Annotated in this window: 16 protein-coding genes; 7 read left to right on the top strand and 9 right to left on the bottom strand. The window is 59.7% G+C overall.

Annotated elements, in window-relative coordinates; all coding sequences use genetic code 11:
* Positions 1 to 27: 27 nt before the first annotated feature.
* Positions 28 to 1,101, bottom strand: a complete 1,074-nt coding sequence (locus tag TBK1r_RS07055; RefSeq protein ID WP_145208467.1) for a nucleoside hydrolase — start codon at positions 1,099 to 1,101, stop codon at positions 28 to 30.
* 308 nt (positions 1,102 to 1,409) lie between these two features.
* On the opposite strand from TBK1r_RS07055, the gene TBK1r_RS07060 reads away from it, so the two are divergent.
* Entirely contained in the window at positions 1,410 to 2,351 is a 942-nt protein-coding gene (locus TBK1r_RS07060) for a putative 2-dehydropantoate 2-reductase (RefSeq protein ID WP_145208469.1), read from the top strand.
* Between the two features lie 73 nt (positions 2,352 to 2,424).
* Here TBK1r_RS07060 and TBK1r_RS38395 read toward each other — a convergent pair whose 3' ends face one another.
* The 3 genes from TBK1r_RS38395 to TBK1r_RS07070 all read right to left on the bottom strand — a co-directional run bounded on the left by TBK1r_RS38395 (position 2,425) and on the right by TBK1r_RS07070 (position 8,741).
* Positions 2,425 to 2,565 (bottom strand): hypothetical protein, encoded by a 141-nt coding sequence (locus TBK1r_RS38395; protein WP_419581065.1) that lies wholly within the window; start codon positions 2,563 to 2,565, stop codon positions 2,425 to 2,427.
* 61 nt (positions 2,566 to 2,626) lie between these two features.
* Positions 2,627 to 6,862: a beta strand repeat-containing protein gene (locus TBK1r_RS07065; protein ID WP_145208471.1), complete on the bottom strand. Its 4,236-nt coding sequence runs from the start codon at positions 6,860 to 6,862 to the stop codon at positions 2,627 to 2,629.
* A gap of 172 nt (positions 6,863 to 7,034) precedes the next feature.
* Positions 7,035 to 8,741, bottom strand: a complete 1,707-nt coding sequence (locus TBK1r_RS07070) for a BBP7 family outer membrane beta-barrel protein (RefSeq protein ID WP_419581066.1) — start codon at positions 8,739 to 8,741, stop codon at positions 7,035 to 7,037.
* A 472-nt stretch (positions 8,742 to 9,213) separates the two neighbouring features.
* On the opposite strand from TBK1r_RS07070, the gene TBK1r_RS07075 reads away from it, so the two are divergent.
* Together TBK1r_RS07075 and TBK1r_RS07080 are read left to right on the top strand one after the other, a co-directional pair.
* Complete coding sequence (locus TBK1r_RS07075; protein WP_145208475.1) at positions 9,214 to 10,500, top strand: hypothetical protein; 1,287 nt, start codon at positions 9,214 to 9,216, stop codon at positions 10,498 to 10,500.
* A 45-nt stretch (positions 10,501 to 10,545) separates the two neighbouring features.
* Positions 10,546 to 11,799: a DEAD/DEAH box helicase gene (locus tag TBK1r_RS07080; protein WP_419581067.1), complete on the top strand. Its 1,254-nt coding sequence runs from the start codon at positions 10,546 to 10,548 to the stop codon at positions 11,797 to 11,799.
* Positions 11,800 to 11,891: 92 nt separating this feature from the next.
* Here the strand turns inward: TBK1r_RS07080 and TBK1r_RS07085 are convergent, their stop codons facing one another.
* Positions 11,892 to 12,656, bottom strand: coding sequence for a HisA/HisF-related TIM barrel protein (locus tag TBK1r_RS07085; RefSeq protein WP_419581068.1), 765 nt, complete (start codon positions 12,654 to 12,656; stop codon positions 11,892 to 11,894).
* 141 nt (positions 12,657 to 12,797) lie between these two features.
* Entirely contained in the window at positions 12,798 to 13,349 is a 552-nt protein-coding gene (locus TBK1r_RS07090; RefSeq protein ID WP_095740128.1) for a DUF2617 family protein, read from the bottom strand.
* Between the two features lie 336 nt (positions 13,350 to 13,685).
* Between TBK1r_RS07090 and TBK1r_RS07095 the strand changes: the two genes are divergently transcribed.
* Together TBK1r_RS07095 and TBK1r_RS07100 are read left to right on the top strand one after the other, a co-directional pair.
* Positions 13,686 to 14,264, top strand: coding sequence for an anthranilate synthase component II (locus tag TBK1r_RS07095; RefSeq protein WP_145208479.1), 579 nt, complete (start codon positions 13,686 to 13,688; stop codon positions 14,262 to 14,264).
* Between the two features lie 253 nt (positions 14,265 to 14,517).
* The gene (locus TBK1r_RS07100) at positions 14,518 to 15,228 is read left to right on the top strand and encodes a hypothetical protein (RefSeq protein WP_145208481.1); all 711 of its coding nucleotides are present in this window, start codon (positions 14,518 to 14,520) and stop codon (positions 15,226 to 15,228) included.
* A 38-nt stretch (positions 15,229 to 15,266) separates the two neighbouring features.
* On the opposite strand, the gene TBK1r_RS07105 is transcribed toward TBK1r_RS07100, so the two are convergent.
* Both TBK1r_RS07105 and TBK1r_RS07110 read right to left on the bottom strand, forming a co-directional pair.
* Positions 15,267 to 15,731: a hypothetical protein gene (locus TBK1r_RS07105; RefSeq protein WP_145208483.1), complete on the bottom strand. Its 465-nt coding sequence runs from the start codon at positions 15,729 to 15,731 to the stop codon at positions 15,267 to 15,269.
* Between the two features lie 140 nt (positions 15,732 to 15,871).
* The gene (locus TBK1r_RS07110; protein WP_145208485.1) at positions 15,872 to 16,408 is read right to left on the bottom strand and encodes a hypothetical protein; all 537 of its coding nucleotides are present in this window, start codon (positions 16,406 to 16,408) and stop codon (positions 15,872 to 15,874) included.
* Between the two features lie 298 nt (positions 16,409 to 16,706).
* Here TBK1r_RS07110 and TBK1r_RS07115 point away from each other — a divergent pair, with 298 nt between their 5' ends.
* Positions 16,707 to 18,821, top strand: a complete 2,115-nt coding sequence (locus TBK1r_RS07115; protein WP_419581069.1) for a multiheme c-type cytochrome — start codon at positions 16,707 to 16,709, stop codon at positions 18,819 to 18,821.
* Positions 18,821 to 20,710, top strand: a complete 1,890-nt coding sequence (locus TBK1r_RS07120) for a hypothetical protein (protein ID WP_419581070.1) — start codon at positions 18,821 to 18,823, stop codon at positions 20,708 to 20,710. Before TBK1r_RS07115 ends, TBK1r_RS07120 begins: the two co-directional genes overlap by 1 nt.
* 12 nt (positions 20,711 to 20,722) lie before the next feature.
* Here TBK1r_RS07120 and TBK1r_RS07125 read toward each other — a convergent pair whose 3' ends face one another.
* The gene (locus tag TBK1r_RS07125; protein ID WP_145208486.1) at positions 20,723 to 22,390 is read right to left on the bottom strand and encodes a glutamate ligase domain-containing protein; all 1,668 of its coding nucleotides are present in this window, start codon (positions 22,388 to 22,390) and stop codon (positions 20,723 to 20,725) included.
* Positions 22,391 to 22,437 lie beyond the last annotated feature (47 nt).

Here is a 22,437-nt window from a genome sequence, read left to right on the forward strand (position 1 = left end):
AACCGCGTCCGCTTTCCGCTGGTTCGATCACTTCGACGGCGGTTGGCTGGTCAGATGAACGAGCGCTTCGGTCGCCCGGGCCTTTTGCTCCTCACGCAGAATCAAATAGCGGTCGCGTCCGTCGTCGGCCGGCTCAAACGTCGTCAGGCCGTCTTTGTCGACCGTCACCTGTCCGGGCGGCGAAAGGTCAAAGTAGCCTCGGTCCGGCCGCACCGCATGCAAGACCGACGTCAGGTCCCACGTCGGACGATCGTGCGGCGGGGGATTGTAGAGCACGTAAGCTTCGGCGACCGGATGATGTTCGACGTAACCAAAATCCTTTTCAATGCTCTCGTGCGGGTAGCGAAGATTCAAACCGATCTCAAATCCACTCCACACGATCGGGACGGGCCAATGTTCGGCCAAGTACTTGGCACTTTCCAAGTCCTTGACCACGTTGTATTCGCGGTGATCGTACAGTTCTCCCTTGTTGTTCGGGATCTTGGTGAACGCACCGGCCATCGCCGACAACAGGCGCACCTTCTGCTTGACCAAGTCCACGCCGGACAACTTGCTGTGCTCGTCCGGGCCGCTGCGCAGCAGGTTTGCCAGGTTGGTGGAGAAACCGACTTGGGCGATCACGATGCTGTGATCCTCGGCCCCGGCCAGCGTTCGTCGCAGCAAGTCGACCGCGTCGGGGGCGTCTTCGCCAGAGCGGAGGTCGTGCTCATAACGCAATCGACCGCCATCCTTCTGTTCGGCCAAGACATTGAATTTCCCTTTTTCGGGCGTCACGCCACTGTCGCAGACGCCGATGGGAATCTCGCCGCGTCCGTAGAACGTGTTGAGCGCGTCGGTGAAGGCGGCCGCCAACGGATTGTCCTTGGTGATCGTCACGGCCAGCAATTCACACTCGCCACGTGACTGCAGCGAGTGGATCACCCCGACGGCCATCACGTCGTCACAATCATTTCCGATGTCGGTGTCAAAGATCAATTGGACCGGTCGCTCGACCTGTTGCGCTGAAACGCTGGACACGGCGACGCTGGACACGGCGAACAGCGAAAGTGAACCGAGCACGAGGGGGGCCAGGCAGCTCAAAAGCGGTGAAAAAGATCTCATGAGTGTCATCGTAAGGTGGGGAAAAACACAGTAGCACAAACGTTTGTGCCAGATTGTACCCTCGGTCGACTCCGGTTTGCCAGTACGCGTGGACGGAAGTCGACTACCGCTAACTGAAGACACGCTGACCTGCTCTCGAACCGGCTGATCTCAAGCGAGAATCAGCCGTTTGGCGCGAGCCGACGGGCACCGACCCGAGGAAACGAGATGCAACGTAGCGGTCTTGGACTCAAATCGACAAACCGCCCCGAGTTTCGTAAGTTGAGCCCGCCGAGTCATTCGCGATCCTATCCACCTATCCAATCAAGATGATCAAACAAAGCTATGCGATTCTCGGGTCGGGCGCCGTCGGAGGACTGTACGGGGCGATGCTCGCCCGGGCCGGGCACGACGTTCATTTTCTGTTGCACTCCGACTACGAGCACGTCCGCGAGCACGGATGGAAGATCGAAAGCCACTGGGGCGATTTCGATCTGCCCCAGGTCAACGCGCACGCGTCGATCGACACCGTTCCGGCCTGCGACGTCACGTTGATCGGATTAAAAACGGTCAACAATCATCTGCTGCCCTCGCTGCTGGCCCAGCCGACTTCTCAAGGCGGTGTGGCGCTGGTGCTGCAGAACGGGCTCGGCGTCGAACAATCCGTCGCAGAACTGCTCGGCGCCCCACGCGTTTTCGGCGGTTGCTGTTTTCTATGCAGCAACAAAGTCGGGCCGGGCCACATCCGCCACATCGACTACGGACGCATCGTCTTCGGCCCCTATCAAAACTCTGCGGAGACGTTGTCCAAGGCCGAACAGATTTGTGCCGAGATGAGCGCGGCGGGAATCGAAGTTCAGACATCGGATGATCTGAACATGGTGCGTTGGCGCAAATTAATGTGGAACATCCCCTTCAACGGGCTTTCGGTTGCACTGGATGCATCGACGGACAAGTTGATCGGAAACGAGATGTCGGTTGAACTGATCCGTGACATCATCACGGAAGTCCATCGCGCGGCGACCGCTTGCGGCGCCTCGATCGACTCGTCCTGGATCGAAAAAACCATCGATCACACGCGGACAATGAAACCGTACGACAGCAGCATGCGGCTGGACTATTTGGCCGGGCGGACGATGGAGTTGCAAACGATCCTGAAGACCCCGATCGACACGGCACAGGCCGCTGGCGTACCGATGCCCAAGGTCGAGATGCTCTACCAGATGCTGTGTTTCATGGCGACATCTCGCCAGTCCCAAAGCGAATCTTGAGCGAGGAGAACAACGCGGGAGATTTCACAGCGATCGCCGCGAAACCTTAGAATCGCAGACTCAGTGCCGGACATCAAACCGTCAGCACATGAAGCATTGCAAACACAATAAAAAAACGCACGGCCTTCCCCCCGAAAGGCCGTGCGTTGGCAGCTTCCTCGCCAATGCGTGAGAGTGTCGCGTCGACGCGGTTGATCGGATCGTCTTTCAGCATTTCGCTACATCACCGGCTCCGGCGAAGTGCGAGACGAAGGATCATTCCGCGGGGACAGTCATCACGAGGACGCGAGGAAGCGTCGTTTCGATAGCACTTGTGCTCGTTCTCCAAAGTTAAATCCGGTTGCGTCTTCGTCGATTCCGAGGTCCAGATCGGTGAAGACGTCGTCGACGACGGTGGCGGTCGCTCCGCTGCCGACGGTGTTCTGACCGGTGACGAAATCATCCGGCTGAACCTCTTCGACCTGGTAGGTTCCGGCGCCCAATTGGGTGAATTGGTAATCGCCGTTTTCGTCGGTCAACACCGTGCGCTGAGCGATCGCATCACCGGAACTGTCGGTTCCGGTCAGTCGAATCAGAACACCCTCGATGCCGACTTCATCGGAATCAAAAACGCCATCGTTGTCCCGATCAAAGTAGACCGAACCGCTGATCGACCGAATCATCGGATCGACGGCCGTCGTCGCTGAGTCGGTGTTATTGGTATCGTCCGATTCATCCGTTGTCGTTGATACAACCACGACGTTTTGCAGGTTTCCACTTGCCGTGCTATCAACCGTTGCGTTGATGGTGAAACTGAACGACGCACCGGGCGCAAGATCGCCGGCGTCGACGGTTACCACACCGCCGCTGGCCGACAAGGCATTGTTGTCTTGGTCGGTACCGCTGACGAAGGTGACACCGGACGGAAGCGTATCGGTCGCGACCGAACCAAACGCCGTCGACACACCGTTGTTGGTCACCGTCACGGTGTAAACCAGTGTGTCTCCGGTTTGCACGATATCGTCATCGACCGTTTTCTCGACCGTCAAATCGGCCTGCGGCGTCGCGGTGATCGCAGCGGTTGCCGTGTTGTTGGTCGTGTCCGTCTCGCCCGTGTCGGCGGTGACGCTGGCGGTGTTGGTCACCGTCCCGCTGGTGTCGACACCGACGGTGAAGACCAACGTCGCAGTCAAGGTCTCGTTTTCGTCCAACGAGACCGCGGGGAAGGTCACCGTGCTGCCCGACAGCGTTGCCGATTGTCCATCGATGGAACCGCTGACAAACGTCAATCCGGTCGGCACGTCATCGGTCAGAACCACGTTGGTGGCCGTGCTCGGTCCGGAATTGGTCACATCGATCGTGTACGTCACATTGCTGCCCGGATCCGGAGTCGTATCTCCGGCGGACTTGGTCAGCGTCACATCAAACTGGGGTGTCACGTCGGTCGTCGCCGTGTCACTGTTGTTGGTCGTGTCGGTTTCCGTACCGGCCACGGTGATGCTGCCGGTGTTGACGATCGATCCCGTGGCATCTTCGTTGACCGAAACGGTGACGGTGAACGTTCGGGTCTCGCCGACGGGAATCGGGTCGTGGACCACGGTCACGGTTTGTTGGGCGGTGTCGAACCCGGACGACGTGGCGTCGGGCGCGTCAATGGTCAACCCGGTCACGCCGGCCGGCAGCGTGTCGGTGAAGGTGACTTCGCCGGAATCGCTGACGCTGTCGGTATCGTGAGAGATCGTGAACGTGTAGGTCAACGTGTCCTGTCCGGGGACCGCGGTCGCCGCATCGACGTCTTTGGTGATTACCAAATCGGTGTCCACGGTGATCGCGACGTCAACGTCGTCGCTGTCGTTGGTCGCGTCGGTATCGACATCGCTGGTCGTGATGTCGGCCTGGTTGTTCAAGGTGCCCGTGGCGGAGCTGGCGATGTCAACGACGAAGGTAAACGTTTCGGTTTGCCCGCTGGTCAACGTGCCGACATCGAACGTCAGGATCTGGCCGTTCTCGGTGACGGTGACGCCCGATGTTCCGGCGTCGAAGCTATTGAACGTTAAACGCGAATCCAACGTATCGACGACCTCGACGCCTCGGGCGACGCCCGGACCGCTGTTGGTGACTTCGACGGTGTAGGTCAATGACTCACCGGCGACGGCGGTGCCGGTCGTCGTTTTGGTGACGGCAACATCCACGTTTCGAACCACCGGCGTGGATTCGGTCGCCGAGTTGTTGGACGGATCGGAATCGGTGTCAGGCGATCCGGCGACGGTGGCGGTGTTGTCGAGCGTGTCGCCGGCGTCGGCCGCGACGAGCACGACGACGTCAATCACTGCGGTCGCCGAAGCGGCCAGATCATCGATGCTGATCGACAGGCTGCCGCTGCCGGCCGGATTTTCGGTCACCGTTCCGCTGCCGGTGGTGAACGTGGCACTGACGAACGACAGGTCGGCCGGCAGATTGTCTGTTGCCGTGATTCCCGTCGCGGTGTCCGGACCATTGTTGGTCACCGTGATGGTGTACGTGAATTCTTCACCGGCGACGACCGAACCGGTCGTGTTGTCGGACTTGGTGATGGCCAAGTCGGTCGTGACCAAGGACGCCACGGCGTCATCGGAGTTGTTCGTGTCGTCGGTCTCGACCTGGTCGCCACTGATCGTCGCGGTGTTGGTCAAATCGGCGGTTTGTCCGTTGTCGATATCGACGGCAATCCGAATCGTGTCGCTCGCTCCGGCGGCCAGCGTGCCGATCGCGACGCTCAGGTCTTGTCCGTTGATCGTCGGGGTGTAGCTGCCAAAGTTCGAATTGGCCTGATTGATCGTCATCCCGTTGGGAATCAAATCCGCGATCACCACGGTGGTGGCATCCAGCGGGCCGTTGTTTTGGAAGGCGATGTCGAAGAACGCTTCGCCACCGCTTTGCAACGTCGAGGCGGCCGAGTCGAGCGTCTTGGTGATCGCCAGATCGATCGTCGGAACGACACCGAAGTCCACCGACAAGTTGGTGCTGGAATCGGTATCGCCGTCATCGGTGGGTTCGGACCCGGCGACCAGAGTGATTTCGCCGGTGACGATTCCGACGCCCGCGACCAGGGTTCCGTTGTCGTCGTCACTGACGTCGTCATCCGGATCCGCTGCCGGGTCGTTTCCGGTACTGGAGATGTGGCCGAACAAGGATTGCCCGGTTCCCAATTCGGACTCGGGAATGACCACCAGGTAATTGCCGGCGGAGAGTTGGGCGAAGGAATAGTCGCCGTTGCCGTCAGTCGTTGTGGTTGCAACGGCGGCTTGCGTGCTCGGATCGATCGCACCACCGCCGCCGGGTTCGGCGTACAGTTCGACGGTGACTCCGGAGACCCCCGTTTCGCCGGCGTTCAGCACGCCGTCATTGGTGTTTGCTCCACCGCCGAAATCGGAGAAGACGGTACCGCCGAGGGTCAACAACTGCGTGTTCTGCAGATTGCTCGTGACCGGGGCTGGGCCTCGCGATTCGACGACGGAAAAGAAGATGTCGTTGTCGGCGTTGGTGACGGTGGCTTGGGCGCGAATCGCGATAATGCTGTTGAAGTCGGCCGGCGCGGTAAATCCAGGCTCGCTCGCGATGATTCCCCAACCGGCATCATCGAACTGGACAAAGATCGATTGCAGCGTCGCGTTTTGCTGAATCGGAATCGTGATCTCGGATCCTTCGGTCGCCGATGTGATCACGGTCACGATCATCGATTCTGCTTGGTTGGCCCCACGGCCGACGATTTCAATCCCGGTATTGGTCGGGACGGCTCCACCGGCGGTTCCGCCTGCTAACGACGAGATCGGTGAAAATCCAGGCGGCACGGTCAATCCGAAGGCTCCATCGTTGCCGTCATATTCGACCGTCACTTCGCTCGTCGCACCGCCGCCGGTGCTCAGACTCATCAGCTCGTTGGCCGTGTCGACTTGGAACGTCGTGTTGCCGGCCGCACCGGTATGCGTCAACCGGGCGTCTCGGAATCCACCCAAGGCATTGGTCGCCGAGACGGTTTGATCGACCGTCTGGGCAGCGATGGCGGTTGCGATTTGTGCGCCGCTGGTGAAATCATCGATCGTCACGATGGTTTCGCCATCGGCGTCATCGGCGGTGATTTCGACCAGTTGAGCCGACGGCTCGTCGATGTCACCGGGTGCCGCACCCTGGACCACGAAGTAGGTATCTACCGAAAGATCGTCAAAGCGGTACTGCCCCGGCACAGGGTCCGCACTCGTGTCGGTCGTCACAGTGTCGACCAACACGTCTGTTCCGGCATCGAAGGTGTTGTTGGCGTTGGTGTCGCGGTAAAGCTCCACCGTCACGCCTTCCAAACGTGGATCATCGCCGGTCAGACCGTCACCGGTCAGGTCCGTAAACGCGACACCGGAGATCGCACCAATATCAGCGGCCAGCAATTGGCGTTTGACCAACGACTCGTGCCGCAACACGCGACGGTTGTTGCTTCTTGTTTCGGTATCTGAACGATGCTTGCGACGCACCAGTCGCTGAATCATTCGCTGCCAGACCATGGGGACGTTCCTGTAATCGGGTGATCCGAACGCCGATCCTCACGATGCGTTGATCGTGAATGATTCACTGCCTGAATGCGATCGGCGTTCAATTGTTCGGGGGGAGACCAGTCTCAATCGCTGCTATCGGCCCGAGGCGGAGAAGAATTCACCCAGCTGCAGGTTTTAACGATTACCACCGGTACTCCAGGCCGTAGGTCAAGCCGTGAGCCCAGTAGTCGGTCGTGTCGAAGGCGAACAGGGGACGGGGATCGCTGGCACCGGTGATCGCCGGCGGCAACTGATTGGTGTCAATCATCGTCGGGATGTGTTGCCCCGGACGGACAACGTTGGACCAGTAGATTCCGGTGTATCCGAAGGTCGCCTTCAAGTGATCGGTCAACTGGTATCCCAGTGTCAGATTCAACTCTGGCAGCACGGAGAACTCATCTTGTTGGTGCGTCCCGCTATTGGACGCCAATGCCAACAGACCGGCGTCGTAAGTGTCCGTGGTCTGATTGCTCGTGTCGTTGCGATCGACGATCACCGTCTGGCCTGCGATGCGAACGGTTTGACGCGTGTTGCCGACCGCCAGGCGGACGAGGCTTTCACATGTCCAGTAGCCGCGTGTGATGCGGTAGTTCCAAGCAAAGTCGATACCGTTGAATTGGTTCTCGGTATCAAACTGATCCATGATATCGAAGTCACCAATGTTGAAGGTTCCGTTGTTGGTCAGGTCTTCGCTGATGGCCACCCCTTCATCGAGTTGCATGAATCGATATCCCACTCGAAATTCCGATCGCGAGCAGTAGTGGCCGGCACATCCGCAGAACAACCATTGGCGGCAACCCTCGTCGCAGCACATCATGCGTCGCAGATAAACGCTGCCACCGGCAAGTTCGCTGTAAGCGGTCACGCCGACCGTTCCGGTCAATTGAATGTCGGCACCGTTGTTCAACGCGACCAGCTCGGCGTCCTCTCGGCCCGTCAGTGTGTTGAAGAACGGTCGAGCCAAGATCGGGTCGCCCGTGCTGGTGGCCGAGAACGTTTCCGATTCGCGATCGAGTTCCAAGTAGTCTGCACCGACACCCCAGGTGTGGCATCGATCCAACCAGAACCCGAACTTCAGTCTCCAACCGGTCCGTGAATCGTCAAACAGAGCGCGGCCGGGGCCACCAAACACCGTCGTCGTGGTGTCTCGCGTCAACACTCCGGCGTCGGCTTGAGCGGTCCCCGAGGGTGATTGCGTGACCAGAGCGGGCAGCTCCATCCCGTCGGACCAGATCCCGAGGCCTTCGAATGAAACCCAGCCGTCTTGAGGAAGACTGAGCGTGATGGCCGGTCGCCAAGCACGCCCGCTGGGAAGCTCGCCGCACATGCTGCATCCGCAATTAGGCCCACAACTGCCCATCGAATCACAACCGATGCCATCACAGCCGAGCGAACCGCAACCGCAGCTCGCTCCCATTGCGTCACAGGAGCCGTCGACAATCGCTGATTCGTAGATGATTTCGCCTTCCATCGGCGGAGGCGTTGGGATTTGGTGTCCGGCTTGCCGGACGCCCGACGGACGCGCCGCGGCGGCATTCGTCGAAGCCGATTTGCCGGCAGACGTTCGCTTGGTCGGCCGCACCGCCTGGGCGTGGCGACTGTTCTTGGGTTGCACTGCCGGCTGGCTCGTTGGACGCTGGACTTGTTTCGTCACGCCCGCAGAGGTTCGGGTGGGAGACCAGCTGGCACGGGCCGCCTGCACATGCTCGGACGGATCGACGTCATCGCGATGCTGCCCCGATGAGGTCTGTGCGCTGGCACTCGGTGCGCCGAGCGGGCTGAGCGAAAATGCTGCCAACAAGGCGACAGCAAGCGGGCGGGATAATTGAAAGTTAGGCACGGTCGTCACCACTTGAGACTCTGGGGGGGTAAAACCCGGCTGCGGCCGGATCCGCGACGCTCGCGGAAGACTGACGTCATGGCAAAGGGAGGCCAAACGCAGCATGGGTTTTCGGAGTGCCGCCGCGTTTCACGCAGCGGGCACGACCTGTCAGTTGCGATATCGACGAGCCCCTGAAGTCTCCTAAAGGCAAAATCGGAAAAATCGGAAAATTCCTCAAACACGGCGTAACCGCTACAGCTTGCCAAACACAGCTACTGGGCCGGGGAGCATCGGTCCCATCGAGGTGTCATAGGACGAAGAGGACCAATGCGACCAATGCGACCAATGCGACAACCTGAAACTTGAAACCTGAAACCTGAAACAACAGGAACACTTGACCTGACCGCCCTCTGATTGGTACTCGACACACAGCGAACCGGTGCACCGGACGTTCGCTGTTGTTTCTTCAGCCAATCATCTGACTTTTTCAAAGCTCCTTGTGACAGCGCGACCGGCCGACTCCGTTCCCGTCTTGCGACACGCCAGGCTTCCCAAAGACGCCTGGGATGCTAGCAATCGCTCCGCGCGTTTCCCCGTCGCGCTGCTTGCGATCTGCTGTCTGATCGGATTGTCCCCAGGCTGCCGCGGCCGTGCCCACGAAGACCTGTATCGCGCCAAGATGGCCAATGAGATTCGTGTGCTGGAAGATCAGCTGTATGACGCCGATTACCAGAACCGCGTGCTCCGCGATGAACTGGAACGGTCGCGCAACCAAGACCTCCGCCCGGAAGGGCCGTCGGATCGAGATCCCCGAGAACGCATCCTGAACCAAAGCCCGCCGCAAGTGCCGGACGATCAGCGCGCGACCCCACCGGATGACTACGAGATCTTGGACCTGAATTCGCCCAACGTGACCGAACCGGCCCGGCCGACCACTCCAGACCAGACCGAACAACCTGGAACCGAAACACCCACACCGGCGCCAACGCCGGAGCCCGCCGCCGGATCGGGCCTGCCGCTGCCCCCGGCGATCGATAACGTGCCGGTCCAAGACGCCCCCAAGACGCCTGATTCGCCCCTGCCGCTGGTCGACCCGCCCACGGAAAGCGTTCCCAAAGAAGGCCTGGGCATGCCGACCGAAACGCCCGCCGCTCCGAAGCCGACGGAATCGGAAGGCCCGTTCCTGGAACTTCCTCCTCCGGCCGAACTCATTCCGCCCGGAGAGGGCGAATTGATGGACGATCAGATCATTCCCGGCCCGCCGCTGCCTCCGGACGAGGATCCAGAATCGCCGCCGGGTAAGGTGAAGAATCCTGACGACGCCAAAACAATGGGGTTCGAACCTCCCACAACCGAACCGCTCGCGATCCCGGACCGGCTGGAGTTGCACGACGGCCTGTCCGGCGGGCATCAATTTGACCAAGACGCCGACATCGACGGGCTGTTCCTGGTCGTGACGGTCGTCGACGACAAAGGCCGTTCACTCTCGCTGGAAAATTTCGACGTCGACGCGGACCTGACCGTTGTGGTGCTGGATCCCGACGACGATTCGGAAGACGCTCGGATCGGACGCTGGGACTTCAACCCCGAACAGGTCCGTGACATGGTTCGACAGACCCCCATCGATGGGATCCACATCCCGATCGCCTGGCAGGACCGGGTGCCTGCGGGCAACGACGTGATGGTGCATATCCGAATGGCGGCTGCCGAAGAAGAAATGCGGTGCCAGGGACGCGTTCGGCTGGAACAATCCGTCGCCTCGGCAAATTGGTTGCCCCGAGGGTGACGAGCTGTCGTAGTGGAAAACGCGCGTTGTCGCTATGCTAGCGGCATGAATGCAAATCAAATGGAAACCCTCGAACCTGCACAAGCCAGTTTCGACGACCTGGACCTGTCCCCGGTGATGCGCCGAGCGCTCGCAAAAGCCGGCTTCGAAAAACCTTCCCCGATTCAATCGGAACTGATCCCCTTGGCGCTCCAGGGGCTCGATGTGATCGGCCAAGCCCGCACCGGGACTGGTAAGACCGCCGCGTTTTCGATCCCGATCCTTGAACAGCTCGATTCACTCGAAGACTGCCGCGACCCGCAAGCGATCATCGTCGTCCCGACGCGTGAGTTGGCCGACCAGGTCGGCCGCGAGGCGCAGCGATTGGCAGCCGGCGTGCACACCGAAATCGCGGTGTTGGCCGGTGGCAAGAACATCCGCACCCAACTGCGACAACTGGAAAACGGCGTGCAAATCGTCGTCGGCACCCCCGGACGACTGCACGACCACCTGCAACGACGGTCCCTCCGCACCAAAGACGTCTGGTGCGTCGTGTTGGACGAAGCCGACCGGATGCTGGACATCGGATTTCGGCCCCAGATCGAGCGCATCTTGCGAAAGTGCCCGCGAGACCGACAAACGCTGCTACTTTCGGCAACGCTGCCCCCCACGGTCCAACGACTGGCCGAATCCTACATGGTCGACCCGATCGTGATCGATTGCTGCAAAAACGAAATGTCGGTCGAAACGATCGAGCAGCATTACTTCACGGTTCCGCAAGAACGCAAGCAAGACCTGCTGGTCGAGCTGCTGAAACGGGAGAAACCCGAGCAAGCGATCATCTTCTGTCGCACCAAACGCGGCACCGATCGCCTGTATCGTGCGATCAGCAAAGAACATCCCTCCTGTGCCGCCATGCACGGCGACATGGCTCAGCGTGAGCGCGATCGCGTTCTGCAACGCTTGCGTGATCGTGACCTGGAGATCCTGGTCGCCACCGATGTCGTCGGACGCGGCATCGACATCAGCACGATCTCACACATCATCAACTACGACGTCCCCGAAGACAGCGACGACTACGTTCACCGTGTCGGACGGACGGGGCGGATGGGCCGCGACGGCGTGGCGTTCACGTTCATCGTTCCCGGCCAGGGTGATTTCCTGACCAGCATCGAACAGCGGATCAACAAACTGCTGATCCGCGACTCGATCCCCGGATTCGAAGCCCCCGAGAAACTGGCCGAACCGGAGAAGAAAGAGGTCGACCCGATGCGAAAACGGCTCAACCCGATGCACCGCAAAGTCAAACGCCGCCGCTAGGGACACCGAAACTCCTTGCGGTTCTCCGTTGCAATCCCAACCGAAACGAACCGCAGACGAGTTCCGCGACGCGAATGCGTCAACCAGGACGATCACTCGGCAAACAGACTGGCGACGAGCAATTGATCAGCGCCGGCATCGAGCAAACACTGCGCATCGCCGGCGCTCCGAATCCCTCCGCCGGTCACGTAACGCGGTTGTGGCAATTGACGTCGAATCCGCTTGCACAACTCAAGCGTACGCTCGATCGACGTGCCCCCGACAGACGCCAGATCCAGTCCGATCACCGTGGCGATCGCGGCCCGGCGACAGGCCTCGAACCAAGCGTCTTCCGAAGTCGATGCGGACAACCAGCGCCCGTCTTGGTAGTCAAAGCTGACAGCCACTTGATCATGCGGAACGCGCGACAACACGTCTCCCAACAACGAGACATCGCCGGCGCATTCGGTTGCCAGGATCACCACGACGTTCGCGTTGCTGCGAACCAAAGATTCCATCCAGTCCCAACGCTCTGGAGCGACCGTCGCACGCAGCCCCAGGTCCAGGAACAGAGTTCCACGGCGATCGGAATCATTGGCCGCCGGCTCACGATGGACGATCGCTTCGATGAGCGACTGTTGCCAACGGTCATGCCGGATGCCATCCAGATCGGCAATGTAGAGAGAACCGATCCCGACGCTTTGGTAGCCGTCGATCAATCGACACGCATCTCCGTCGACTCGAAGGGACGACGGACCGGCGGTTCGAAAAATCGACACCGGCAGATACTGATCGCGCTGCCCACCGACACCGTGAACCGCGAGCCCGTCTTGCAGATCGACGACGCCGACGAAACGCGAAACAAGTGCGCTATCCAATTCAACCCCAAAGTGGCGTACGCTTCCAGCTTGCGAAACCGAAGCGTCCGGCTTGCGAAACCCAAGCACCCCGCTTGCGAGCTGTAAGCTTTCAGCTTGCGAAGACCGGCAAGCAAGATGCTTACCCCACGCCTCCGGACATCACGCGTCGGGCAGCGAGAACAACGATTCGACTTTCACGATCGCATAATCGTCGGGAAACGTGTGAATCGCCTGAACCAACATCGAGCGTTGGCGTGTCTCGATATTGACGTAGCTAAGTGCCCCGAGCGACATCCTGCCGCTGGCATCGAAGGTGTGTAGCAGGCCTTCGGTGGGCTGCTTGGAAAGTTGCTGCTGCACCATGAAGAACATGTCCGGCGCGACAGGCTCGAGCTGGAAATGGGTTCGATAGCCGATGCCGAAATGAAAATCGGCCTTGTCGGTGCGACTGCCCTTGAGCGAATGGCTGATCAGACAGCGTTTGGTGGGCAAGGGTTGATGGGCACTGGTGGCGACTTCACACACGGTCACCGGCGTTTTGCCGGTCGTGTTCCAGGTGATCACGTGCCCACAATTGGTGATATTGACTTGCGCGTGATACGCACTTCGCTCAATTCGCCGCGTGCGATGCACCCGGTAGAGTTCGGGGTGGAGCGAACGGCTGAAAACGTGAAACGCGAGTTCGGCGACTTTGGGGCGAACCGAGAGCACTGGCGGAATTCCGGGATCGACGAATGATAAGGGGGCAGAAACCGACAGCAAATCCGGGGCAACGCCCCCACCTTGCGATGGTCCGATTCTGCCGACAATGGACAACAGATTACGATAACGCGCGACCCGAGGTCGCAAACCGCCGAGCGTTTCGTCTCTTTTCCGATTCGAAGTGACGCGTCAGGCTCTCGGCAAATCGCCTGATGCACGTCATTATAGATGCTCTCGCGAACAAGACAGAAGAGCGTTTATCGCTCCAAAATGAAAGATTTGCATTTTGTCCAATCGCGTTCAGATTCCCATTGACAGACAGCCCCGTTGTTACCTGGTTCCCGCATGGTCATCGTCATCGATAACTACGATTCATTCACCTACAACCTCGTGCAACGACTGGGCGAGATCGACCCGACGACGAAGCTGCGCGTGTTTCGCAACGACGAAGTCTCGGTCGACGAAATGGAATCGCTGTCGCCGGATCGGATCTTGGTTTCGCCTGGCCCCTGCACGCCAAACGAAGCCGGCGTCAGTGTCGAGTGCATTCGTCGCTTCGCCGGCAAGGTGCCCATGCTGGGCGTCTGCCTGGGGCATCAATCGATCGGTCAAGCGTTCGGTGCGACGATCATCCGAGCACCTCAACTGATGCACGGCAAGACGGACGAAATCTATCACGACGACAAAGGGTTGTTCGAAGGGCTTCGCAATCCGTTCGTCGCCACGCGCTACCACAGCCTGGTGATCGACCCCGAAACCATGCCCGACTGTTTGGAAGTCGCCGCCTGGACTGACACCGGGGGACAACGACAAATCATGGGTGTCCGCCACAAGAACTTTCAACTGGAAGGATGGCAGTTTCACCCGGAAAGCTTTCTCACCCAGCCGGGGATCGAAATGCTGACTCGGTTTCTGCGCTGGTGAACCGATTCAACATCGATCATCAACAAAAGGTTGCTGCGATGCGTGACATTTGAAACGGCAATTTCCCTTACAAGTCAGGACGCGCGAGCGAGTGTGCCAAACCACATCCACAGCAACGCTTCGCAGCTTCCAAACTCACCGGTGCAGACGCTTGGCATGCGTTACCGAACAACCCGGGAATCTCATGCATCCGTTACGCCGTAACCCTTCACCGTCAACTCATCGGTTGGCTTGCATCGCCAGCGTGTTGGCGATGTCAATGATCTGCACTGCGCCAGCGCTGGGCCAAAGGGATACTGCCGATCGCAGTCCCGAGCGCGGTGGAGACCGAGACGACCGCAGCGTTGAAATCCGACTCGATGATTTGCCCAAACCGACACCCGAAGTCGCCGCGTTGATCCGTCGCGGGACGGTGCGATTGATCACCGGCGGTCAGCCGACCAGCGATGCGGCATCGCTACCGGTCGGTCAACGGTTGGCCGGTGAGACTCGGTTCACGTTTCGTTATCGCTACGACAGCCGCGCGCAATGGCAGATTGAAAGTCGACGAAACGCACTCAGCCAAACGATGGTGTCGATTCGCGTGCGCTTTCGCTCCATCAAATTAATTTCAACACACGATGTCTGGTTGCGTTCTCCGCCATCGACAAATCAGTTTTGGGACGACCGCGTGGTGCGTCACGAATTCGATCATGTCCGGATCTCCTCCGACCCACGGATTGAAAAACACTTTCTTGATGCCGCCAAAGAACTGGAAGTCATCCGGGCACCGCTGTCTTCGGTGGCGGGACGTGGCGGCAAGATTGACAACGCCAAAGTCCAATCGTTGATCGAAGCCGGAATGAAGCAGGCCTTGAACAACACGACCGACTATGTGCGTATCCGCTACCGTGAATTGGACCGCTTGACCCGGCATGGAATGCTGCCACTGCCCGATGACGCCGTACTGATCGACGAACCGTAAGCACACGGCGATGACGGCCGCATCAGCGGGGCGACGGGTTAGCGAAAATCGGGCGGCGAGGGTTCACCGGGGACGATGCTCGCGTTGAGCATTTTCTCTTTCTGGAACCGTTTCAATCGCTCCTGAAATTCCTGCTCGGTTTCTTCTTCTGACTTTTTCTCGAGTTGGGGTGGTTCAGGCGTCGGGTCGCCGTCGGATCCCCTGGATTTGACGCCACCGAGCGGTGCGACCCGCTCGCGGGCTTCGATTTCATCACGCCCCGCGTCGCGAGGTGAAACGTCTCCGACCCGCGCCCCGCCGGGATCAAACAGACTGCCGACGCGTCCCGAGTCACGCTGCGTCCGCTCCCAACTGCCACCATAGGCCGAATAGGCCTGGTCCTCGCGGTCGCAACACAGTCGGCAACCGGTGCTGGATGTCACGGCGAAGCCGAGCAGCGCTAGGCCCATCAGCGTGCGTGAAACACGACTCAGTCGCTCGTCTGGTTTGCGGTCAGCTCTCATCGTGTTGCTCTCGTTCACCACTTCACAGCGGGATAGAGTGTCAGCCCAGGTGCCAGGGCGCATTAAAAAATGGCGTCCGCGGATGCGAACACCATTTGTATCGGTTACGACGACGAGAGGCTTTAGGAAAGATTTGCGGGTTAGTGGCGGATTGCGTGCACCACGTCGGTGATGTTCTTGCTCATCATCGCCAGGGCCGATTCGATTCGGGGGGCCGTACCGAGCTGATCGCCGACGCCGGGCAGCGCCATGACGCAAAACAGCACCAACACGAAACCACCGTAGGCTGCACCACTATTGATGCCAGAGTCATATCCGATCACGCGAGAACCTTTGGTAAAGGGGAGACGAAATGCCCAGCGCTCTTTCGGTTCGTATTCACGGATCGTACCGACTTGCAATCGAGCCTCCCCTTGAACCGTTTCGACGAACGTTTCGGCGATGACTTGAATGCGACGACCGTCATAGCGAAGGTCGTAGCTTTTGCCCGACTTGATCTTTTTTGCCAGTTTGGGGCCAAGTCCTAGTGTGAAACCGCCACCGGATGTTTCACGAACGAAGACTTTCAGTGCCTTGCGACCGACCTGAAGTGTTGCGACGCTGTCTCCGACCACTTTGCATCGATACGTTTTCGCTTGCCCTTCGGTGGGCAAGGTCTTGTAGGAATACGCTGGCATCGTTCTGACAACCGTTGTGAGAGGGTCTGCCGGGATTGGACTGAGAACCAGTCCGGTTTGATTAGCTTCCGCGCCGACTGCGCGAACACTGAACGCTAGCTCGAAAAATCACCGACAACGTGACCTGCGGTGACCCCGCAGAGGGTTTTTCCTCAATAAGCTGTTCCGATTAGGAAGCCTGAACCAGCTATGACAGTCCGACCGGATGCAACGGTGCTGTCAGGACGAATCGAAGAGTCAGGCCGGTGGCAGTCGACCGGCCCCGTTTTGATCCTTCCGAGCTCCGGACAGGCGGGCAATGCAAGCCAAATCCATCGTTCTGGTGGCATCCATCACCGTGATCTTGACGCTTCGCCCAGCCCCCGCGGCGGCGCAGCAAACGATGCCGCAGTCCTGGTCGCATCCGAGCGACCGAGATTCCTGGCGAGAATCATGGCAGCCCCCACAACGCTCCCCCCACCCCGCAGCCTGGCATCCAGAGTCGTTCTACCAACTCCAACGCATCGCTCCGGCCCCCGATCGCGACACGCAGGCTCCGCTGTCGGTCGACCAATTGCGCAACACGCTGCGGATCGCAGCACGAGCCCAGCGTGAAACGCCAGCGGCAAACGACCTGTTGACCGACGGCGGTGACGATCTGCTCGGTGACGATCTGATCGGCGGCGACTTGCTCGGTGGTGGGCTGCAAGATGAGTTGCTGGACGGATCGTCCGTTGATCCGTTGGCCGGTCTCGGCCCGGACCAAGACCGCGACGCCACCGCCCCGCGTGATCCCCACGAAGACCTGTGGACCGAAGACTGCTATCCGTCGGCGGAATCCTGCCGTGCCTGCCACCCCGTTCAATACGAACAATGGAGGGCCAGTGGTCACGCCTACGCTAGCGTCTCGCCGATGTTCAATCGGTTTGACCAAGCGATGACGGAACTCACCGAGGGCACGGTGGGCAGCTTTTGCAATCGCTGTCATTCTCCGGTCCAAACCCAACTGAAAATTCCCCGCTCGACGAGCGTGCTCGATGCACCACCGGTGGTCCGCGAAGGCGTCACCTGCATCGCCTGCCACCGCATCAACGAACACTATTGGCGCAGCAACGGGGACCGCCGAATCGTCCCCGGCAACATCCACGCGCCGGTCTACGGCGGACGCGGCGGAGCGGGGGTTCGTGAAGCGATCGCCAATGCCGATACCTTGAAACTGAAACTTTCGCCCGAGGACACCGGTCCGGGACAAGCGATTCACTTGCAGGGTCGGTTCTTTCAGCCTCTGACCAACAGCGACGTGTGTGTGTCCTGCCATCAGGTCGCCGTCCACCCGGGCATCTGGTTGGAAGTCGTTCACGCACAGTATCGAAGCGGCCCCGCTGCCAAACGCGGTGTCAGTTGCCAGGACTGTCACATGGGTGCAGTGCCCGGCAAACCGCACGGCTATCAAAGTGACTTCGTGGCTCACCTGGGCGACAAGCCGTTCGGCGAAAAACGCAAACAATCCAACCACATGTTTTGGGGTCCGGGCTTCTCGATCGCCCACCCGGGAATCTTTCCGCACCACCCCAAAGCGAAACAATACACGCCGCGTGAGTGGCTGGCGTTCGACTATCGATCTGGTTGGGGAACCGACGCGTTCGAGAATTCGGTGACAGCAGCAATGACATTCCCCGAACCGTGGGACACCGCCGACGATCGACGCGACGGACGCAGGATCATCGACGCCAACCTGGCCAAGCTCGCCGAAAAACGCGCCGGTTCGATCGCCACGATGGAAGGCGGACTGAAAATCGAAGGCCCCTACTTTGAACACGAGCCGACCGCCGGACGCCGTTTGAAATTCAGCTACACGGTTTGCAACACCAGCGAAGGCCACAATCTGCCGACGGGCTCCCTGGGAGCTCAACCGCAACTTTGGTTGAACGTCGCGTTGATCGATCCCGACGGCTGTCGCGTTTGGGAAAGCGGTTATCTGGATCGACACGGCGATTTGGCCGACATGCACTCGGTCGATGTCGCGACACACCGCGTCCGGCGCGACAAAGATCTGTTCAACCTGCAAACCAAGTTTCTGATCAACAACGTGCGTGGGACGGACCGCGAAGCCGCGTTGCCGCTGAATTTCTCCCTCGACCAACTTGTCTTCTTACGCCCCGGTGCCGTTCCCGTTTCGGTGCTGAACCACCCGCCCTTGATCCGAATGGAAGCCCACTCGATTGCGCCGCTCGATTCACGAACGGCCCGCTACTCGATTCCCGCCCACGTGATGACAAAGAAAGGACCGTACCGATTGAGCGTGCGGATGCGAAATCGAACCGAACCGATTTACTTCATGCGTCAGATCGACAGCACGCCGGACATGATTCACCGCATGCTGGAAAACACGCTGGACTTGCACCCTTCCAGTCATACATTTTGGGTGCGCTGATGAAGAGTTCCAAACGATCCTTGTTCGGGCTCACGCTGCTGTCGTTGTGTGCGATCGGTGCGGACCGCCCTCGCCGTCTGCCGCCGGTTCTTCCACCGGCGAACGTGGCGGCTCCGCTGGACGCAACGCCATTGGTGACACGTGATTTCGAACGTGTGCTGCGACAAACGCTCGACGAGCTCGACCGGCAATCAATCCAGTCGGCGGTCGAACCACCCGCAGCGACCGATCCGCGTGCCGATTCCGGTGAACCGGCAGACGCATCGATGCGGCGTCTCCAAAACGTTCTGCGGCCACAAACGGGCCTGCAATCAGACCGCTTCACCGCCGCGCTGGATCGCTACCTCGCGCCGCAGTTGGAATCGCAACCTGAGATGGCGATTCGTCGTCTGCCCACGACGGAGACGCAACTGCCGCAATTGCCTGCGGACTTGCTGGGCAGCGACACGGCGGTATCCAACGCGACTCCAACAACTCAACCGCTGATTGACGTTGATCGACCCCATATCGAACCGGCACCCATCGTGCTGCACGATCCCGGCTTGGATTTCTCTCCGATGCCGCTGGATCCCGATGCCTGCTACCACGATTCCGGCCGCGAAGCCTGGGTCTACGATGCGAAACACGACGTCCCGACACAACATCCCTGGGTCGAATGGGGACGCATCTGGTATGGAGACGGGATCACACCGCGCGGGCGCGATTTGTTTGGTCCGATGAATCTGGTGCGGCCCAAATTCTATGTCTACGGAGACTTTCGCACCGGCATCCAGGCGGGACGCAACGCCGGTGGGCGGGCCGACAACTGGGCCAATCGCTTGAACCTGGACATGGATCTTCAGATCACCGACACCGAACGATTCCATGCCTTTGTCGGTCCCTTGGACAAGCAGAATCGATTCACGCGTTGGGAAGTGATCGACGGTGATTTACGTTACCGCAACGAAATGAACCTGACCCCGGCGACCGCGTTCTTCGAGGGCGATTTGGGCGTCATGCTGGGAGCCTTGGGTAATCAATCCTCGCCGTTCGAGTTGCCGATCTCGGCGGGACTGATGCCGCTGTTGTTCCAGAACGGCATCTGGATGGAAGACGCTGTCAGCGGCATCGCGTTTGCGTTGCCGGCCAAACACAGCCGTCTACTCAACTGGGCAAACTTTGACGTCAGCTTCTTTGCCGTGTTCGATCAACTCAACAGCCCCGCGTTTGCCGACAACAGCGACGCACAAGCGTTCGGGACCGCCTGGTTCATCGAAGCTTATGGCGGCTACATCGAAACCGGCTATGCGTATTTGAATCACCGCAACGATGATTCATTGAGCTACCACAACGCGACGTTCAGTTTTACGCGGCGCTATTTCGATCGCATCAGCAACAGCGTTCGTGTGATCGTCAATGCCGGGCAGGACCGGGCCAAGGCCGATCGAACGGCCGACGGCGGATTGTTGCTGGTGGAGAATAGCTGGATCACGGCGGCACCGTTGACCGTGGTTCCCTACGCCAACTTTTTCTACGGTTGGGATCGGCCACAATCGGTCGCCCGCGCCGGGATCTCCGGCGGCATCTTGCGCAACACCGGAATCAACTTCGACACCGACGGACTCAACGGCTTTGCCACACTGGACACCTCTGCCGCCGACACGGCCGGCGGTTCGGTCGGCGTGGATTTGATCGGCGACGACCTGGACCGACAACTGTTGCTTGAACTGAGCTATCTCACGCCCCACGGTGACCGCGCGATCGCGCGTGGTGATCAATACGCGATCGGTGCCCGGTATCAGTTTCCGATTTCCAACGCGACGCTGCTGCGGTTCGACGTCATGCACGGCTGGCGAGAAGGCGATGACGACGTGTACGGCACACGGATGGAATTCCGCTGGAAGTTCTAGGCTCTGTCAACATTAACGAAACAGTTTCAGCTTGATCGGAGCACCAACTTCCGCGGCGGAATCGGAGCCCGACGCGGCTTCTTCTTCGGCGTCCTGCTTGGACCGGGCGGCATCGACCAGTCGCGCCAGTCGTTCGATCTCGGTGCGTGAGTCGTGCGCCGACTGAACCCGTTGGTTGGTGATCACGACGATCGTGTCACGCGCTCGCGAGGATTCGATCGCCCACTCAATGGCTTTGTCTTGATCGGCGACCAAGCGAATCGCGGCGCACTTTTTGACTCCGTCGAGCAGTTGGTGGGAACGCTGCAGAAACGAACCGGCTTGGTTGGGACGTGACGTGACGACGCAATGATGCGCGAAGCGTTCGATCGCGTGGCCGTAGCTGGCCAACAGATCGTCGCCGTCGGCTTCCCCGATCGCCAAAACGCACCACACTCGACCGCCAGCCCCCACGGCCTTGGCCGTCCGCAAGGACTCGGTCACGCGGTCCACCGTCCCGCCGGTTTCCAGCACCACCGTGGCGTGGCCAAAATCGACCAGTCGCTGACCGCGGCCGGGAATCGATCGCAGCGTCGACAAGTGCTTGGCAATCTCATGAGGCGAATGGCCCAACAGCGATCCCAAAGCGGCGGCGGCGGCGATGTTCGACGCCATCGAAATCCCGCACAGCGGCGTTTCCATCATCGCACTGGTGTCTCCGGCGGTCAGCATCAGCGTCGCCATGCCACCGGATTGATCGATCATGATCGCACCAAACTCACTGTCCGACGACGTGCCGTACAAGATCGGCTTGCAGCGTGCCTCGTCCAACAACCGAACCGTCTTGGCGTCGTCACCGGGAGCGATCACGATTCCCGTCGGCGTCAGTTGTTCCAACAAACATTGCAACCCACACGGCCCAAAGTCATCGGACAGTTCGCGTTTGCCGGTCACCATCAGCACATCAAACTGCAGCGAGTCGTAGTGCCCGTCCCGAGCTGCGGTTTCATTGATTTCGATGATCGCGATGCGGCTGAGGCAGTCGCTCGATTCGGCAATCCACTCGATCAACTCGGCGCCGTAACAGACCTGTTGCGATGACGTTTCATTGACCACGCCGTCGCTGGATCCGAGATCACATTGGTACGCGGTTCGAATTCCCAACGCTTTGGTCAACGTTGCCGCCAACAAACACGTCGATGTCTTGCCGCTATGACCGAGGACGCCGACGGTCAACAACGTCCGATCGGGCTGACGGTGCCGGGCCGAAGCGATTCGGGCCAGGGCATGGTCGACGCTGCCGACGATGCACTGGGGCAGCGGACAAGGCAACATTTGTTCGGTCAGAATGCCGCTGGCACCGCGAGCCAACGCCACCGAAATCAATTCGTTTGGATCGCCTTCACCGATCCGATACAACACCACGTCGCCTTGATCACAATCCGCGACGTCGTCGACAAGATTCGAAACCGCAAGATCTTCGCATCCAAAAAACTTGGCCTCGGGAAACAACGCGGCCAACATGATCGGAGTTGCCGCCGCGTCGTCTTCGGCCGCAAAACGTTCCACGGTCACCGACGTCATCGGCGGGGCCCCCGTACCGGACACCTTGGACAGCGGAACCAGCTCTTTGTTGACCGAGTCATCGTCAAGGAGAGTGCGAAAAGAAACGCTTTGTCGAACGTCAAATGCGTGTCGCATGTGATGGCCTCCGTGCACATCGTGGGGTTCAGCTTTCACGAATGAGT

The organism is Stieleria magnilauensis, from assembly GCA_007753675.1.
GTDB lineage: Bacteria > Planctomycetota > Planctomycetia > Pirellulales > Pirellulaceae > Stieleria > Stieleria magnilauensis.